The 18,075-nt window shown below is 35.0% G+C and carries 19 protein-coding genes; 14 read left to right on the plus strand and 5 right to left on the minus strand.

Annotated elements, in window-relative coordinates:
• The first annotated feature begins 35 nt into the window (after window positions 1-35).
• The 7 genes from ACKPCA_RS11005 (at window position 36) to ACKPCA_RS11035 (ending at window position 7,600) form a co-directional block, all read left to right on the plus strand.
• A complete protein-coding gene (locus ACKPCA_RS11005) occupies window positions 36-1,238 on the plus strand; it encodes a multidrug effflux MFS transporter (RefSeq protein WP_321279152.1) in 1,203 nt (400 codons plus the stop codon).
• 529 nt (window positions 1,239-1,767) lie between these two features.
• Complete coding sequence (locus tag ACKPCA_RS11010) at window positions 1,768-2,163, plus strand: hypothetical protein (protein ID WP_321279153.1); 396 nt, start codon at window positions 1,768-1,770, stop codon at window positions 2,161-2,163.
• 28 nt (window positions 2,164-2,191) lie between these two features.
• Window positions 2,192-2,437, plus strand: coding sequence for a hypothetical protein (locus ACKPCA_RS11015; protein WP_321279154.1), 246 nt, complete (start codon window positions 2,192-2,194; stop codon window positions 2,435-2,437).
• Window positions 2,438-2,613: 176 nt separating this feature from the next.
• Window positions 2,614-3,261: a peptidase associated/transthyretin-like domain-containing protein gene (locus ACKPCA_RS11020; protein WP_321279155.1), complete on the plus strand. Its 648-nt coding sequence runs from the start codon at window positions 2,614-2,616 to the stop codon at window positions 3,259-3,261.
• Between the two features lie 233 nt (window positions 3,262-3,494).
• The gene (locus ACKPCA_RS11025; protein WP_321279157.1) at window positions 3,495-4,685 is read left to right on the plus strand and encodes an immunity 26/phosphotriesterase HocA family protein; all 1,191 of its coding nucleotides are present in this window, start codon (window positions 3,495-3,497) and stop codon (window positions 4,683-4,685) included.
• Window positions 4,686-5,074: 389 nt separating this feature from the next.
• Entirely contained in the window at window positions 5,075-6,589 is a 1,515-nt protein-coding gene (locus tag ACKPCA_RS11030; protein ID WP_321279158.1) for a hypothetical protein, read from the plus strand.
• Window positions 6,590-6,772: 183 nt separating this feature from the next.
• Entirely contained in the window at window positions 6,773-7,600 is an 828-nt protein-coding gene (locus ACKPCA_RS11035; protein WP_321279160.1) for a sulfurtransferase, read from the plus strand.
• Window positions 7,601-7,769: 169 nt separating this feature from the next.
• On the opposite strand, the gene ACKPCA_RS11040 is transcribed toward ACKPCA_RS11035, so the two are convergent.
• The gene (locus ACKPCA_RS11040) at window positions 7,770-8,171 is read right to left on the minus strand and encodes a MotA/TolQ/ExbB proton channel family protein (protein ID WP_321279161.1); all 402 of its coding nucleotides are present in this window, start codon (window positions 8,169-8,171) and stop codon (window positions 7,770-7,772) included.
• Between the two features lie 296 nt (window positions 8,172-8,467).
• On the opposite strand from ACKPCA_RS11040, the gene ACKPCA_RS11045 reads away from it, so the two are divergent.
• The 5 genes from ACKPCA_RS11045 (at window position 8,468) to ACKPCA_RS11065 (ending at window position 12,669) form a co-directional block, all read left to right on the plus strand.
• Entirely contained in the window at window positions 8,468-9,454 is a 987-nt protein-coding gene (locus ACKPCA_RS11045) for a sensor histidine kinase (protein WP_321279162.1), read from the plus strand.
• Window positions 9,454-10,155, plus strand: a complete 702-nt coding sequence (locus ACKPCA_RS11050) for a LytR/AlgR family response regulator transcription factor (RefSeq protein WP_321279163.1) — start codon at window positions 9,454-9,456, stop codon at window positions 10,153-10,155. Before ACKPCA_RS11045 ends, ACKPCA_RS11050 begins: the two co-directional genes overlap by 1 nt.
• Before the next feature lie 310 nt (window positions 10,156-10,465).
• Window positions 10,466-10,867 (plus strand): GFA family protein, encoded by a 402-nt coding sequence (locus tag ACKPCA_RS11055; RefSeq protein WP_321279164.1) that lies wholly within the window; start codon window positions 10,466-10,468, stop codon window positions 10,865-10,867.
• A gap of 30 nt (window positions 10,868-10,897) precedes the next feature.
• Window positions 10,898-11,488 (plus strand): HD domain-containing protein, encoded by a 591-nt coding sequence (locus tag ACKPCA_RS11060; protein WP_321279165.1) that lies wholly within the window; start codon window positions 10,898-10,900, stop codon window positions 11,486-11,488.
• A 149-nt stretch (window positions 11,489-11,637) separates the two neighbouring features.
• On the plus strand, window positions 11,638-12,669 hold the full coding sequence (locus tag ACKPCA_RS11065; RefSeq protein WP_321279166.1) for a serine hydrolase domain-containing protein: 1,032 nt from the start codon (window positions 11,638-11,640) through the stop codon (window positions 12,667-12,669).
• Window positions 12,670-12,688: 19 nt separating this feature from the next.
• Here the strand turns inward: ACKPCA_RS11065 and ACKPCA_RS11070 are convergent, their stop codons facing one another.
• From ACKPCA_RS11070 to ACKPCA_RS11085, 4 genes are all read right to left on the minus strand, one after another.
• Entirely contained in the window at window positions 12,689-13,303 is a 615-nt protein-coding gene (locus tag ACKPCA_RS11070) for a class I SAM-dependent methyltransferase (protein ID WP_321279167.1), read from the minus strand.
• A 147-nt stretch (window positions 13,304-13,450) separates the two neighbouring features.
• The gene (locus tag ACKPCA_RS11075; protein ID WP_321279168.1) at window positions 13,451-14,224 is read right to left on the minus strand and encodes a class I SAM-dependent methyltransferase; all 774 of its coding nucleotides are present in this window, start codon (window positions 14,222-14,224) and stop codon (window positions 13,451-13,453) included.
• Window positions 14,225-14,484: 260 nt separating this feature from the next.
• Entirely contained in the window at window positions 14,485-15,009 is a 525-nt protein-coding gene (locus ACKPCA_RS11080; RefSeq protein ID WP_321279169.1) for a GNAT family N-acetyltransferase, read from the minus strand.
• Between the two features lie 7 nt (window positions 15,010-15,016).
• Window positions 15,017-16,174 carry an ATP-grasp domain-containing protein gene (locus ACKPCA_RS11085; protein WP_321279170.1) on the minus strand — a complete coding sequence of 386 codons (1,158 nt, stop codon included), beginning with the start codon at window positions 16,172-16,174 and terminating at the stop codon, window positions 15,017-15,019.
• A gap of 166 nt (window positions 16,175-16,340) precedes the next feature.
• Between ACKPCA_RS11085 and ACKPCA_RS11090 the strand changes: the two genes are divergently transcribed.
• Window positions 16,341-17,282: an NAD(P)-dependent oxidoreductase gene (locus ACKPCA_RS11090; protein WP_321279171.1), complete on the plus strand. Its 942-nt coding sequence runs from the start codon at window positions 16,341-16,343 to the stop codon at window positions 17,280-17,282.
• A gap of 22 nt (window positions 17,283-17,304) precedes the next feature.
• Complete coding sequence (locus ACKPCA_RS11095; RefSeq protein ID WP_321279172.1) at window positions 17,305-18,075, plus strand: type III pantothenate kinase; 771 nt, start codon at window positions 17,305-17,307, stop codon at window positions 18,073-18,075.

The following is an 18,075-nucleotide window of genomic DNA, read 5'->3' on the forward strand; positions in this document are numbered from 1 at the left end:
ATCAGTTGTAGCACCTATCATTTCAAAACCATAGCATGCAAATCAAAAGAAAATCAGATACCGAATTTATCATCATCATGGCCTCTTTGATGTCACTGGCATCCCTTTCGATAGATGCCTTACTTCCTGGATTGCCCGAAATTGCCAAAACCATTGGCATAAGCGATCCGAAAAACAATCAGTTGCTGATTACGATGATATTTTTGGGAATGGGTTTTGGTCAATTGATTTCGGGTCCCTTGTCGGATAGCCTGGGTCGTAAAAACACCATTTACATCGGCTTTTCGCTCTTTGCATTTTCGAGCATGCTTTGCATTTACGCTTCGAGCATGGAGATGATGATTGCAGGACGTTTTCTGCAGGGAATTGGTCTATCAGCACCCCGAACCGTTGCTACCGCCATGGTGCGCGACCGATTTGTGGGTGATTACATGGCCAAAATCATGTCCTTTGTTACGGTAATCTTTATTCTGGCGCCCATCGTGGCCCCTTCCTTTGGCAAGCTAATGCTTGACACCTTTGGATGGGAATCCATCTTTTCGAGCCAGTTGCTATTTGGCCTGTTTGTAATTCTGTGGTTGTGGCAACGCCAGCAAGAAACCCTCAAAGTTGAAAACCGAAGGAAGCTGACCCTATCGCTTTTCTCCAATGGAATTAAGGAGTTTACCAAACACAAACAATCCGTAATTTTTACCTTCATGTCTGGATTAATCCTATCGGCCTTTATGGTGTATTTGAGTTCCAGTCAGCAGATCTTCCAGGAGCAATACGGATTGGTGGAAGAGTTTCCCTTTATCTTCTCAGGCATTGCAATTGTAATTGGCCTATCTACCTTTTTAAATGGAAGCTTTGTACTTCGATTTGGCATGCTAAAGCTGGCCCAAAGCTTTACTACTCTCCTTTTCTGTATTTCCTCAAGCTACGTACTCTTGTTTTTCGGCAAGCCTAATCCTGATATTGGCATTCTCCTTTTGTTTTTTGTGATCATGCTATTTTGTGTTGGCTTCATCTTCGGAAACATCAACGCACTGGCCATGCAACCCATGGGACACATTGCAGGTATTGGAGCCGCCCTGTTTGGCTTTATCGGAACGGTGATGGCTGTGCCCATCGCTACCTTTATTGGCCGATTTATTGATGTAACAGCCCTACCTGTTTTTGCGGGCTATGCCGTTTGCAGTGGCATTTCCTTGCTATTGATTCAGTATTATAAGTTTTTGGGGAGAAGGGTAAGTTAAAGGATTAACGTAAAAACATGAAGATTTAACGTTAAAAGGTGACATTTCAACCTTAAAAGTTCAGCCTGCAACATTGTTAGTTGAGTTTTTGATATTAAAAGCTAAGGTTTTAATGTTGAAAGCTTAAGTTTTAATTGTTTATACTGCTATTTTTATACCTAAAGGACATGTTTTTTGATTGAAAAGTCAGCTTCTTAGGTTGAAAGTTGAACTTTTAATATTGAAACTTCAGCTAACAATGTTGCAGGCTCAGCTTTCAACGTTGAAAACACAGGTTTTAACGTAAAAAACTCAATAAATAATGTTAAAACCTAAACTTTTAATGTCAAAAGCTTAGGTTTAAACAACAATATAAAGTCTTTGTAAAGGGATGATTGTTTTGTAAATTGACGAGCGGAAACAAAACAAGTTGTGCATTACATGCCTATATGGGGATATAAACACACATTTTAATTAAGATATAATCGAAATAAACGCAATTGTGTTTATTTACAAGTTGTGCGTCATTCAAAAAAAACTGAGACAAAGCATGAAAACATTTAAAATTATCTTAGGATTGTTTTTGCTGATTTTAATATCATGTGGACAGGCTATTAAACCCGATGAGATTTTAAATAAGGAAAATGATTTTAAATTGACAATTCATACAGAGAATAAATATTCTTCAGATAGTTCTATAGTTAAGATAATCAATAAGGATTCTGAGAAAATTACAAAACTTAAAAACTGGATTTCAAAAAATTCCGATGGTTGGGAAAGTTCAATTGCATCTTGGGCAACTCCAGATATTTCATTGATTGGAACTGATTTTAGATTATTGATTTTTAAGGATGAAGTAGTAGTTGGATTTACTGATAAGAATGGTAAAGCTAGACAATATACTAAACGTGTTAACAAGGCAGAATTTGACTTTCTGATTGATTAGTCCAAGTAAGAAACAAAAATAAAATCCAATGAATAAGGAATATATACTCTATAATTTAAAAGAAGCCTTAGAACAGTTATCGAATACAATTCATGAATTGGAAACAGATAAGGATTATGAGTACGGAAACTTTAGAGTGGATATGGAACATTTGTATCATCATGTTAATACGGCTTGGAATGCTCAAAATTCATCTGACCAAGAAAGTCGTGAGTGTTCAGAAAGTAACTATAATACATGGAGACAGTTTCCAAAAGATATGGATTGGATTTAATAAAAAAATGAACGAACGCACAACACATGGTATAGTGCATACGGGTTTCAGAGGTATTCGAGTGTTTGTGGCTCGTAAAAAACGCCGATGTAAACTGATAGGAAATCACTTCGAACTCCCGCACGACACCATACGATAAAACGTTGTAGCACATTTAAAAAGACCAATTGAGACATTTGACAACGATATTAACCTTTTTGACTTTATTGTCTTGTTCTTCGACTAAAAAACTGATAAATAAAGACATAATTGGTAAATATCAATGGAAAGGCATTTACGGTGTTGGTTCATCCATCGAATTGAAAAAAGACAAGACATTTGAATACAATTGGCAAACAGGTTTGGTTTGGGGAACTACATTTGGAACTTGGAAAAGAGAAGGAAAAAAGATCATTTTGAATAGTGAACTACAACCTTCACCTAGTGGAATTGAAGACTATGAAATTATCAAAACAGAAACCAATAGTTCCGATTCTATAACAATCAAAATTCTTAATCCTGAAAATGAACCTTTACCTTTTGCAGATTGCGTTTTAAAGAGCGATACGTCAATTGTAACAGGTACTTCAACAAATCTTCAAGGTGAAGCAAGATTCTCATTGACAAAAGCTGACAGCTTAATAATTATGTTTGTCGGATATAAAACCATTCGACACAAATTGGACCATGAAGTAACTCGCTATGTATTCAAATTAGAAGAAGTAAATGAATTTTACGAGTATTTTACAAATGATACTTGGACGTACAAAAAAGATAGACTTTATGACCCATCAATAAAAAAAGGTAGGTACATTAAGAAAGAATATTACGAAAAAATGAAATAGAAAAACGTGCTACAACAACAGATCATAGCGCATGCCGCAGTTCGGCTCGGCTGGATGCAGAAGTGAGAATTTGAACTAATAAACTATAAACAACAGCACAGCGGAAAGGCGGCACGGCATCATACCCCTGCTGGTGCGCGATTCTATCGCGTTCCATTGCCAAAATTAAAACACACGAGAGGACTCGTGCGGTAGAGAATATTCATTATAAGAAATACTTCATAATTAATGAGATGTTTGAACTAGATAATAAACAAAGAAAATTTTTTGGTTTGGATCCTATTGCTGATGATTGGGATAGGGTTGATTTAAAAAGCGATTCCCATCGCCCAAATGCAATTTTGTATTACGAAAAGGATATAATAAAAAAGCATATAATCTCTACCGAAAAAATATATCAAGAAACACAATACAACGAGCTAACACAAAACCGAGAATTACTATTGCCTAAAACAAAAAAAGGAAAACCGAAAAAACTTACGGCTGCCGTTTTAGAGACAAGAACGCCAATTGGAGTTTATTTAAAAATATTTGAGAATGATGAATTAACAATTGGAAATCATACATCTCAAAATACTTTTTACTCCAATAAATGGGAAAACCGACAAGTAAAAGGAAGTGTAAGTGAACTGGTAAAGGAATTCATAGATTCTTCACCTAAAAATCATTTAAGCGATATTGAGAAATTTCAACATGCAAAACGAAAGAGAATCAATTATAAATCTGGTGATTTTTTCGCTTTTAAGATAAACCGAAAAGAGTATGGATTTGGCAGAATACTACTAGATGTAAATAAGTTGAGAAAAAAGAAACAAATAGATGAACATCATGGATTAAACTTTCTTATGGGTCCTCCCTTACTAATTAAGATTTATTCATTCATTTCTGATTCTAAAGAAATAGATCTAGGTTTTCTAAAGACTCATCCCTCTTTACCTTCAGATTATATTATGGATAATCTAGTTTTTTATGGTGATTACGAAATTATTGGCAATGAAAAACTAGATCAGTCCGATTTTGATTTTCCTATGTCATATGGCAGAAATATTGATTTTAGCAGAAAAACACTTTTTCTTCAATGGGGCATGATACATATTGAACTACCATTAGAAAATTTTAAAAATAAATTATTAAAAGGTGAAGAACATGCTGGAGATAGCAATAAGTACGGATATTATAGCATTGGTTTTCGCCCTAAATGGGACACCGTTGACTTAAAAGATACCATTCTGAATGATGGGATTTTTGACTATGCTAAAGCAAACCATTATAAAACAGAATTTGATTTGAGAAATCCAAAAAACAAAGAAAAAAGGGATGAAATAATGAGGAGATTCGGATTGAATCCTGCTTTAGACTATCATGAAAATGCCAAACTATCTAAAACAAAAGATATAATTGAATTAATTAAAGAAATGAATTGAAATATAAACGATTCGTCCCTCTCTTGATGAGCGATGCTATCGTGTTCCATTGTCAAAATAAAACTTTACAAGAGAACTCTTGCGGTAGCGAAGAAGAATAGGTCACGAAGAAAATAAAAATGAGGCGCCATTGAGTCTTGTCTCTTTTGTTTAAACAACAATATAAAGTCTTTGTAAAGGGATTATTGTTTTGTAAATTGACGAGCGGAAACAAAACTAGTTGTGCATTACATGCCTATATGGGGATATAAACACACATTTTAATTAAGATATAATCGAAATAAACACAATTGTGTTTATATACAAGTTACCCAACATAAAAAGATATTGAAATTTAATCAAAAAAATAATACAAATATCAATTAGACATTAAATTTAAAATCAATAATATGAAAAAAAACGTTGGATTCTTGACCCTAATCTTTGGAATAGTGATTTTTCTTTCTACCAGCTGTAAGAAAGACGAAATTATTGACGAAGATTCTACATTACCATTATTGACCACATTAGATGTCTACGATATTGCTTTAACAAGTGCTAACTGTGGTGGTAATGTATCTTCAGATGGTGGTTCCACTGTTACCGCAAGAGGTGTCTGTTGGAGTATTGAACAAAATCCTACGATAAACAATAATAATACTACAAATGGTTCTGGAATAGGTGATTTCTCAAGTATAGTTGAAGGATTAACAGCAAATACAACATATTATATCAGGGCGTATGCTACTAATAACAAAGGAACTGCATACGGAAATGAGATTAGTTTTAAAACTAATCCTTTAATTACGCCTCAATTTAACGTTTTGAAAGTAATTGATGGTAAGGAAATTAGAAATATCATTAAAACAAGTGATGGAGGATATATTGGAATTGTTAATTCACAGGATTTTGATATAATAAAGTTCGATTCAGAGTTCAACACAGTTTGGAATAAAATATACGGTGGTTCAGACGGTGACTATGTAGAGTCAATAATACAAACTAATGATGGAGGATATGTTGTTATTGGTGGCACTAAATCAAATGATGGTGAAGTAACAATAAATCATGGTGGATATGATATTTGGATTTGCAGACTAGACACCGAAGGTAATTTAGTTTGGGAAAGAAGTTATGGTGGGTCTGAAGGAGAGGGAGTCAGTAAGGAAAATTCATTAATGCAAACTAATGATGGAGGATATATCTTTATTGGGCATACGGAGTCCAACAATGGTGATATCTCTCTAAACCATGGTGGTTATGATGCTTGGTTGGTGAAAATAAATTCAATAGGAGATATTGAATTTGAAAAGACATATGGTGGAAGCGAAAATGATTTCGGTAGAAAAATAATTGAAACTAACATGAATTACTCTATTTCAATTAAAGTAGGATCATCTGACGGAGATTTCAATGCACCTGGAAATTGGGTAGTCCAAATTGATGAAAATAAAGATATTTTATGGAAAACAAATCTTCATGGTATGAACTCAGGTTTTATAAACACCACGGTTGATAATGAAATTATAGTTGTAAATACAAGTGCAAATGAGTTTTTACTAAGTAAATTGGACTTTAGTGGGGTTGTTCTTATGGACAACTCTATTAATTTTCAATCTTTATCTTCAAAACAGCCGCATGCAGTTAAAATTATGCAAAATTCAGACAAAGGTTTTATTGTTACTGGAACTTTAGGAAACGGGAATGATGCCGATGCCGTATTATTTAGGTTAACACCAGAACTAAATTTATTATACTATAAAATATATACTGGAAATGATTTAGATATGTCCGCATCTCTTATACCTTTAAATAACGCTGATTACATATATCAGTTTTTTACAAGTTCAACGGATCTAGAAGATATTCAACACTCATCCTGGATGTCTTCCGCTATTATAAAACTTGAAGAATTAGTTGATTAACAGGAAAAAAGTCTAAAGAAAATAAAAAATTACGTTGGGTAACAAAAAATATAGTGCATTTGGCAAATAATTCTAATAATGAAGATAGAAGAAATTAAGAACCATTGTAGTAAGTTGATAGTTTGAAGCATTGAAATGCCAAACGCACCATATTCAAACCGTTTACAAAACATTTAAACACAATTGAAAAAGATAGTATCAGCTGAATGGCTTCATAAAAACTTAAGCAATCCAAAGCTCATAATTCTTGATGCAAGTATTGAATCCAATGCGAGCGGAAAAGAGTTTGAGAAATTTGAACAGACAATTCCATTGGCTAGACGGTTTGACTTGAAAAATGTATTTCTTGACAAAACTTGTCCTTTTCCGAATACCATACCAAGACCACAGGAATTTGAACTTGAATGCAGAAAACTTGGAATTAATAATGATTCGGAAATTGTTGTTTTTGACAATAATGGAGTTTATTCGAGCCCAAGAGTTTGGTGGTTATTTAATGTGATGGGACACCAAAAAATATCCGTTTTGAATGGTGGCCTTCCGAATTGGATAAAACATGGATTTAGAACCGAAAAAGAGCACATTAAAACTTATGGAGTTGGCAATTTCAAAGTAAAATTTGACAAATCATTAATCGTCGATTTCGAACAGATGGTCAACAATACAATCGATAAAAAGTTTACAACAGTAGACGCAAGGTCGGAAAGCAGATTTAATGGAACGGGAAAAGAACCTAGAAAACATTTAAAAAGCGGTAAAATTAAAAACTCAATTAATATCCCATATCAAGATGTTTTACAAGACGGAAAGTACAAATCTAAAAGTGAGCTGAATAAACTTTTTGAAGAAAAATGCAAAGATGAAAAAGAGTTGGTTTTCAGTTGTGGTTCGGGAATCTCTGCCTGTATTGTGATGTTGGCTTGCCAAATAGGATATGTTAATAGCTTAAAAGTATATGACGGTTCCTGGACGGAATGGGCTGAACGGAATGGGCTGAACGGAACAATTTAAAAACCCTGGTGTAACAAGGTGTATCAGTAATAGCCTCCTGCTGGTGCTCGATTCTATCGCGTTGCATTTTCAAGATTCGACTGTACACGGGGGCTTGTGCCGTAACCGAAAGAAGCAAAAGGGAATGCTTATAAGCATTCCCTCTTTATTTGTACTTATATAAATTTCCTTACTGATTCAGGGATATCTTTTGTAGCGGATATTCTTTCAAGTTTCGGCACACAAACCAAATGATTGCAGATAGTAAAAGAAGGAACATACCGAAAACTGTGGGGATGAAAGAGACCTTTAATCCACCAGCTATTATTTGTGGGGCAATACTAGGATAACCTGCCCTTTGGATGGAATCAAAAGCAGCCATAAGACCAATCATTTGTCCGCTGATCCCAATCAAGAATGCAAAACTGCCAAAAAACAAAATACCGTCGTTTGTTCTTTTAAGTTTTAGAGGGTTTTTAGTCCCACGGTACAAAATGATAAAACGAACTACCAGACTAATTACAATGATCCACATCAGGTAAACAAGAGACATAAAAACAGGGCCTCCTTCATAAAAGAATTTAATTATCATGATTTAAAATTTTAAAATTAGTAATGGAACAATAGTATATATTCATGATAAGCTTTAAAAACATATTATAGGAACTACATAAATGGCATCCTCAACAACAAATTTAAAACAATAAACTGCATTTTTGTTATTCAGGGTTCTTTTCGTGTTGTTGGCATAAAATAAGGATGTTATTTCATACCGAAGCCATTTTCGTTTTATATTTGTTAGCTATGGCTAGCTACAAAAACATAAAATCAAATCTCAATGTCTTTCCTTTTTGGGAAATCCTATATTGGCTAATCGCTTCCTTATTTATGTTTTTTGTTTTCAGTAACAGGCAATACGATATTCAAATTCGTACCAACTTATCCATCTTACTTTTAATTATAAGTTTTGCAAGTGCAAGGGTAACCAATAAAATTCTGATTCCTAAGTTTTTGTTTAAAGGGAAAAGAGGCTGGTTTCTGTATTTGCTCTTTTTCTTGCTTATCATATCCTTATGGCTGATCAGCATTGCTCTCTTTCTGATTACATTGTATAGCAGCATAGCCCTTCCTAATACCATTTTGCCTTCTCTCGAAGATGTTATTATTATTCTCACAGGCACTTATTCAATATCATTGCTGTCTTCTGTTTTTTATTTTACAAAAGAATCCTATCAATCGAAAGAAGAAAAATTAATAATTGAGAAGGAAAAGAACCTGCTCGAATTAAAATTCAAAGAAGTACAACTACAACTTCTTAAAGAGCAAATCCATCCTCATTTTATCTTCAACATGATGAATAACCTTTATGCCCTGGTAAATGAAAATCCTACTCTTTCAAGAGAAGTAATTGTTCGTTTATCGGATTTACTGGAATATATGCTGTACGAATGCAATACCGAGAAGGTAGAATTAAGCAAAGAAATTGAATTCATCAACAATTACATTGAGCTTGAAAAAATAAGACATGACGAAAGTTTTAACGTTACAACCGATTTTCCTAAGGATGTATCAGGGATAAAAATTGCTCCTTTAATTCTGTTTCCCTTTGTTGAAAACGCATTCAAGCACGGACTAAAACAAACCAACAAGGATTTTATTTCTATGAAATTAGAAGTTAGTTCTCCCAAAATACAATTCAGCATTAATAATTATAAGCATGATGCAACACTTGCGGCAGACAAAACGAAAAAGAGTAAAGGTTTAGGTCTCAAAAATGTGCAGGAAAGACTTGAACTATTGTATCAGAACAGATATGATTTACAAATATCAACAGAGAACAACATTTTTGAGGTTTCACTAAAAATTGTACGATAATGCCCGGTAAAAAGAAATATACTTGTTTGATTATTGACGATGAACCATTGGCCATAAAAGTGATACAGGAACATCTTGAAAATTTCAGCGATCAGATTGAATGTATTGGAACCTACACGAAACCAATTGAAGCAATTCCTCTTTTAAACCAGGGAGATATTGATCTATTATTTTTAGATATTAATATGCCATCCATTTCCGGCATTGAATTTTTAAAAGCCATACCCAATCAGCCCTATGTAATCTTTACCACTGCTTACAGGGAATATGCTGTTGATGCTTTTGATCTTAACGCCCTTGATTACCTTGTAAAGCCGATCTCTACCGGAAGATTTTTAAAGGCAATCAACAAATTTCTTTCATTGGAACAAACACAACAAAGCAAGCCAAAAGAAATTATTCACATTAAAGCTGGTAAAAAGAATTACAATATTGCAACGGACAACATACTTTATATTGAAGGTGTGGATAACTACATCAAAATTAAAACGACAAGCAATAATCTTATCTGCTACGAATCATTATCCAGCATGGAAAAGGAATTGCCTGCAGGGGTGTTTATGCGTATCCACCGTTCTTTCATTATTAATATCAACCAAATTGACCACTACACATCGTCATACATTCAACTGGGTGACCGACAATTTACCATTGGCAGAAATTACAAAGAGCAAGTATTAAGACATCTTGAAACACAATAAGCTCTTTCGAAACTTACCAAAGAGCTAACAAATACCAGCCTTTAGCAACGCATAAGAATGCTATGTGCTTACCCACCTGCAAATCCCCTGTTGGTGGACAATTCCATCGCGTTCTATTTCTTAACCTTGAGAGAGAGTTCATGCTGTAACAAGATTTTATTTAAACAGAGAGTGAGAACCTATATCCAATTTTGAATTTTACAAAAGGAATGATTGGAAAGTGTAAGTTAAAAAATATGAGTATTTTGGTCTTAATGCTGGAAAAAGCATTTGTTCTAAATTCAGAATTATAAAAGCAGAGACTTATCGTATGGAATATTTGGGTTCTTGTTTGTGTAAAGGAATTAAATTTAAAATAATCGGTGATTTTGAGAGTTTTTATTTATGTCATTGCAGATATTGTAGAAAAGATACGGGGTCTGCTCATGCTGCCAACTTATTTTCGACAACAGCTACATTAGAATGGCTTAAGACTGAAACTGAAATTAAAGTTTTTCAACCACCCAAAAGCAATCACTTGAAAGCATTTTGCACAAATTGTGGCTCTGCTTTACCCAATCTGCAAATGGAGGGTAAACTTTTAGTGGTCCCTGCAGGTTGTTTGGATACTACATTAGAAAAACGACCTGATGGCCATATTTTTATTTCAAATAAAGCAAGCTGGGATGAGTCTTTGGAGGAAATAACTAAATTTGAACTTTTGCCTGAATAAATCAGAAACAGAGAAAAAACGAACATTGAAATGACAAGAGAGAATTTATTAAAGCAAATCGAGTTCATTAAAGAAATTGATAAAATCAAATACATTCAGAGAAGGACAAAATTGTTTCATAGCGACCGAAACGAAAATGATGCTGAACACAGTTGGCATCTTGCTATGATGGCAATTGTTTTAAGCGAATATTCTGATGTAAAAATTGATTTGTTGAAAGTCATAAAAATGGTATTGATACATGATATCGTAGAAATAGATGCTGGCGATACCTTTATATACGACCAGAATAAAAATCACGATAATACCGAAGAAGAGCTGAAAGCTGCCAAACGAATTTTTGGAATGCTACCTGAAAAACAAGCTGCAGAATTTATCGAAGTTTGGACCGAATTTGAAGATGGCATTTCTAATGAGGCAAAATTTGCCAAATCAATGGACAGACTTGAGCCTTTGCTGCAGAATACATCAAATAATGGTGGAACATGGGAAGAATTTGGAGTAAAATATCAAACAGTTTTCGATAAGAAAAAAACAATCAAAAATGGTTCGACAGAACTATGGAATTATGCAGAAAAACTTCTTGAAGATAGTGTTGAAAAAGGCATTTTAAAGAAATAAATCCAGTTGCCTATTGCTGACGAACAATTCTATCATGTTCCATTTCCAAAATTGAATCTCTCAAGAGGATTTTCTCAGTATCGAGAGAAAACTATCTCAAGATACTGGCAAATTTTGTTTGAGGAATTATCATCTTCAAAGAGCAAAGTATGACAAAGAAAACTCAACTGATCATCAGAATTGCATTGTTTGTGGGAACCATCACTTCCTTCTTCTTTGTTCCATGGCTATTGGTATGGGCTTGGATATTGCCACTGCCCAATACGGTTCAGGGGCAATTGGATAAAGCCATAGAACATGGCTTCGATGGTATGATTGTTTATGTGGATCAGGCAGGCAAAGATCCTCAGTATTTTACTTCGGGATGGCACAATAGAGAAGTTAAGATTCCTGCAAACCCGCATGCACTATTTAAAATTGCCAGCATCAGCAAATTATATGATGCTGTAGCTGTAACCAAACTGGTAAGCGATGGCCGTTTGTCGCTGGATAAAACCATAGCTGATTATTTGCCAGACCTTGTAGGTAGAATTGAACATGCTGATAAAATTAGCCTTAGGTTAATGATGCAACACAGAAGTGGCATTCCTAATTTTACGAATGCTCCGAATTTTTGGGCGGCTCCAACACAGACTTACGAAGAAAGCCTTGCTTTGATTCTGGATATGCCAGCTAATTTTGAGCCTGGTGAGGACTACGAATATTGCAATACGAACTACCTTCTGCTAAATAAAATCATGGACAATGTACTTGGGTATAGCAATTTCCTGTTCATTAAAGAAGAAGTGCTAAAACCTTTACACCTAAACAATACCTTTGCTTCGCTAAAAGAAGTAAATCTGGACGATGTGATGAGTGGCTATCATGTGGGACATCCTCTTGACTTAAAAGCGGACGAACATGGTATGTTGGCCACAGCTGAAGATGTGGGTACTTTCTTAAGAACATTAAACGATGGATCGTTGTTTGATGAAGGGGAACAAGAAATTTATTCCTCTATTTACAAGTATGAACATTCGGGTTGGGTTCCCGGATACCAGAGTTTTGCCAAGTATCACAAAGAGATGGATGCGGTAGTAATTGAATTTTACAGCACCACAGATTCAAAATTGTACTTGTGGAATTTGTCAGAAATCATAAACAACCGAATCGTTAAAATTTTACGAAAAGAAAAAAACTAGCAAACCCTCGGCTAGCCGTTTATTCTTTTTTCTTCCCTATAAATCTGATTATGGAACTTTCACCTACATGGCCGAATCCTTCGTTAAGCTGTACCAATTCCTTTTTCAATTCGATGATATCGTAATTGCTAAAATCGCGTTCAATTTCTTCAACGGAATACATCATGTCAACATCTTGTGGCCCTCCTGCTCTGGGGTTTATCTTATTAATCTCGCGATGATCTTTACTAAATGCTTCGAAAATAATATGTCCGCCTTGCTTTAGGTAACTGTCCAGTCGTTTGTGCATTTCCGTTTTAATTTTCGGATCGAAATGTACAAAGGTCATACAAATAACATCGAACTCCTCTCTTTCGTAGCTTTCCTCTAAAAAACTGCTAACTCTATAGTCAATCTTCAGATTTTTCGAGCTTGCCAACTCATCGGCCTTTTCTTTTCCCTTTGCACTAAAATCAAATGCAAATACTTCCCAACCCAGTTGAGCGGCATACACTGAATTGCGTCCTTCACCCTCGGCAGGGAATAAGATCTTCCCCACTTCAAAAAGAGGCAGCTTCTCTTTTACAAATGCATTTGGCTCTTCCCCATATGCAAATTGATCCTGACTATATCTTTCGTCCCAAAATTCTTTCATGCCTGCTAATTTATAAATATATCAGCAAAAGGATGTGTTATTCAAGTCTAATTTGGAATACAATTGAAGGATTTAGATATAGGATGAGTTAAGGTTTCAATACAAGAAGAAGGATTGCCCCTTTATCAGGACAATCCTATTCTTTATTTAAATTTTCTTCCCAATATAGAACACATAACCGTAATACTCCTTGTATTTGTAATACAGTTGAGCTTCGTGACGTTGATTGGCAATAAATTCTTCAACGGCCTTATTCCCCTGGTTCTCCTTAAGAAATTTTTCATCAAGCTTTACTTGTGGCGCATAAAAATGCTCTGTCCAGCAATTTTCAGGTAGAATAAAACTAGCAACAGGAACATAACCTGCCTTCTGCATTTGTCCCACTTTATTTGCAATGGTATCTATACCGGGATAGGCATCCTGCCAAAACTCTTCAATTTCTGCTGGACGTTCATCGGTGAACCATGACACTTCAGAAACAGCAATATAAGCACCTCTCTTTAAAAACCTCTTCCACTCCTGCAGACCTTTTTCAAATCCAATATTGTATATGGCTCCTTCCGACCAGATCAAATCCAGCTCTTCATCCTGAAAAGAAAGATCATCCATTGATCCTACTACACCTTTTACTCTGTCATCAAGTTTTAAGCGGGAAGCATTTTTATTGAATAAATCAATAAACCTGGAAAACAAGTCTACGCCTGTTACTTGCCCTTCTACATGCTGAGATAATATCATAGTTTGCCCGCCTGAACCACAACCAATATCTGCAATTTTTGATTCTTGTGTGAGATTTTCAACAAAACTTAGGGCTTTTATAGTAATCTCAGGACTCCCCGGACCTTGGCGTTCCAAGTTTGAAAAATATTCGCATATTAAAGTGAAATCGAACTCGTGAATTGATTTTATATCTTCGCTCATAATGTTTAAATTTTAATTGTTGAATCATCGAAAAGAAGAATTTACTTCTTTGTCGGATCATAAAATAATAATGTATAGGCATGAAAATAACTCCGACATGAATATGTCTGAGTTTACCAAGGGATAAGTCTGACAGAACATCAGAACTTATTTACAATACCAGATCCTTCTTAAATTTAAACATCAACAGGTTTTAGTTCGATTTAAAGGTAATATATTTTTTAAAATCTGTAAGAGAAATGCTAACCTGAACTATAAATTCATTTTTTCAACTCCTTCCAGAACACCCAATTCTCATATTGACTATCGCCCATTTCGAAATAACATTTGCCTTTCATCATATAATTTTGATGCTCGTAGAAAGCAATGGCCTGCTTATTTTCATAATATGCCGTTAGCCAAATGCCATCAGAACCCAATTTTAAGATTTCCTCTTCGGCATGTTTCAGCATAAATTTTCCCAATCCCTTTCCATGAAAATGTTGTGAGAGGTACAAAACAGATAATTCGGGTGAATTAATTTCCGGATTCGGGCAAAGGGTATCAAAATCCAGCTGGTAACAACCAATGATTCTACCTTCTTTTTCTAGCAAAAAAAGTTTCTTGTCAGGATTTTGAATGATAAGTTCTGTCTTTTTTGGGGTAATTTCAGCTACAAGGTAATCGGCATATTCTCCTTCAATGCCATCGGTAGCATATGTATGAAGCCAAACCTGAAGCTTTAGCATTGTAATTCTGCTGGCATCTTCAAATTTGGCTTCACGTATGATCAAATTGTCAATCATCAATTTATTATTCAACAAACTCCTTTAAATCTGAAGTTAGAATTTCTTCAATTTCCGAAAATTGATTCTTAGGAGTTTTGGTGTATAGCATTCCAAAAATAGAATACATTTTGTAATCTACCTTTCTCAGTTCCAGTGGCTGAACAAATTTGGTCAACAAAGCATCGTAATTAAAACTTTCAATTTCTTTTGAAGGAATACCAGTTGAATTGTCCAAAATGATCAGAGAATAAATTTCATCATCCATCTCCTCCAATACCTGATTCCAATCTGGTTTGATATTTTTAAGGAAACAGTAATATGGATTCAGTTTACTTGCAAAATAGGTTAAGTCAGCCGTTGTACACCAACCTCCAAATCGCATTGGATTTACTTCAATTGGAATCAATATGCCTTGCTTATCTACACGTACCTCAACATGCACCGGGAAGTTTTTCAGATTGGCCTCCTTACCAAGCTGCTGAACAAATTGAGTAAAAGGATCAAGATATTGCTTAATGGTTTCTTTGGATGTGTAATAAACCCTGTCACTTACATCGGTATCAGAAGAAAACAAATGCTTCGAAATCCCTAATACGGTAGCCTCACCTACTTCATCGAAATAAGCATCAAAAGCAAACTCTTCTCCTTCAATAATTTCTTCGATTAGAAAACTGGAAGCATTTACCACCTCGATTGGAAACAAGCTTTGAGCTTCGGTAAACTCATCTTTGATCAATTGTTTTACTCTTGCCCAGTCCTCCTGATTCAATACTTTATGAACTCCTAAACTTAAGAACCCAACAGCAGGTTTAATAATAAATGGCATTGGAAGCTCTTCCAGTTTGATCTCATCCAACTCTTTCAAACCTACTTCTCGAAAGAAAAAGTTGGGATACATTTTCTGAATCAACTTGCGAAACTCAACCTTATTCTTAAAAACATTGATGTACTCAGGCAATTTAGTAAAGTTCAAATTCTTCACCACCCAGTTGATTGAATTTTCGGAATTTGTATACAATCTGCTATTCGCATCATTCTGAAAATTTTCAATGATTTCTTCAGGGCTTATCAAACTTAGTTCTCCATGTTCGGTGATGTTTCCAGTATCCAAGGCAGGAAGGTCATATTTTACTATTGTTTCCTTTAAAAACTTGGAAACGTAAGGTTTGTCCAATAGTATCATTTGTAGTGTAGTGTTTGTTTTGTCGATATGATATTATCACAAAGCTACGAAGAAAGCATGAATTTTTAAGTTTGCCTTTTAATTTTCAGAATTTTTAGCATCCAATACGGCTTATTAATAATGATTGCTTAAATTTCAAAATTGAAATTACACTAAAAATTACATTGTGAAAAACAAAATCCTCATCGCTTATTCTATTCCACCTCAAGGACTTTTGGAGCTCGAAAAAGATTTTGATTTAATATATCCTGATAAAGAATTTTTCTCAACCGAAGAGTTAATTGAACGAATACCGGGCTGTATCGCACTCCTGTCGATATTCAACAAAGAAATTCCCAAAGAGGTAATTGAAGCTGGCAAGCAATTGAAAATAATCAGCAATTACGGAGTAGGTTTTAATAATATTGATATCAAAACGGCTAGCAAAAAGGGAATTGTGGTTAGCAACACTCCTGATGCGGTTTGTGAGCCAACAGCAGAACTTTGCATGGCATTGATCCTATCACTTTCCAGAGGTATTGCAAAATGTCATCATGGATTAAAAACCAATCCCGATTTTGAATGGGGAGTCATGAAGAACTTGGGAACCGGATTGCGCGATAAAACTCTTGGCATTGTTGGGATGGGTAAGATTGGAAAATCCGTTGCCCTAAAAGCCGAAGCTTTTGGTATGAGAGTAGTGTATTACAACCGTAATAAAATAGACAATTCAACCTATCAATACCTTAGTTTTACCGATTTACTGGAACAGTCGGATGTGGTTTCCTTGAATTGCCCATTAACCGATGAAACCCATCACCTAATTGGGAAGAAGGAATTAGCACTCATGAAAGACACTTCATTACTCATTAATACGGCCAGAGGGCCAGTTGTGAACGAAAAGGAACTTGTTGATGCTCTAAAAAAGAATACAATTGCAGGTGCTGCTTTGGATGTGTTTGAACACGAGCCCAAAATTCATCCTGAACTATTGCAAATGGATAATGTAGTTGTTGTTCCACATATCGGAACAGCGACAATTGAAACCAGAATAGAAATGGGCAAAGAGGCCAGCGAAAATATCATTTCCTTTTTAATTGACGGAAAAGAAAAAAACAGAGTAATTTAGACTTAAAATCATTTACAAACAGATGTTATTAGCCATTGACATAGGAAATTCCAATGTGGTTTGTGGTTTATCTGACAACAACCAATGGACCGAACAATTTAGGATTCATACGGTTGCCAACAAAACTGCAGATGAGTACGAAGTAATATATAGAACATTACTTTCCAGCCGAAACATTAAACTCGAACAGGTTGATAAGGTTGTGGTGAGTAGTGTGGTTCCTTCACTAATTCTGCCCATTCGGGAAATGATCAAAAAGCTTTTTGGAAAAGAACCATTGGTGATTGGACCCGAACTATATCCGAAATTAAATATCGGAATCAAAAATCCTTACGAGATAGGAACCGATTTGGTGGCAAATGCAGTTGCAGCTCACAACAAATACAAAGGCAATTGTATTGTTGTTGATTTTGGTACAGCTCTTACTTTTACTGCCATTAAAGCAGATGGAAACCTACTTGGCGTAAGCATTGCCCCTGGCTTAAAAACCGCAATGGCATCCCTATCTCAGAATACTGCAAAGCTGCCCAATGTTGACATTGCAGTTCCTCCATCTTGTATTGGTAAAAATACCACACATGCACTGCAAGCCGGAATTGTAATGGGATATAAAGGTTTGGTTGAATATCTTTTGAAGGAAATTAAATCAGAATTAGAAGGCAACACAACCGTTATTGCAACTGGTGGTTTATCGAAGGTTATGCTTCCGGTTATTGACTGTTTCGATCACCATGAACCTGATTTAACCCTGAATGGCCTAAAAATAATCGGAAATCAATTTTATAAACAGTGA

It is taken from the genome of Marinifilum fragile, assembly GCF_963677365.1.
Lineage (GTDB): Bacteria > Bacteroidota > Bacteroidia > Bacteroidales > Marinifilaceae > Marinifilum > Marinifilum fragile.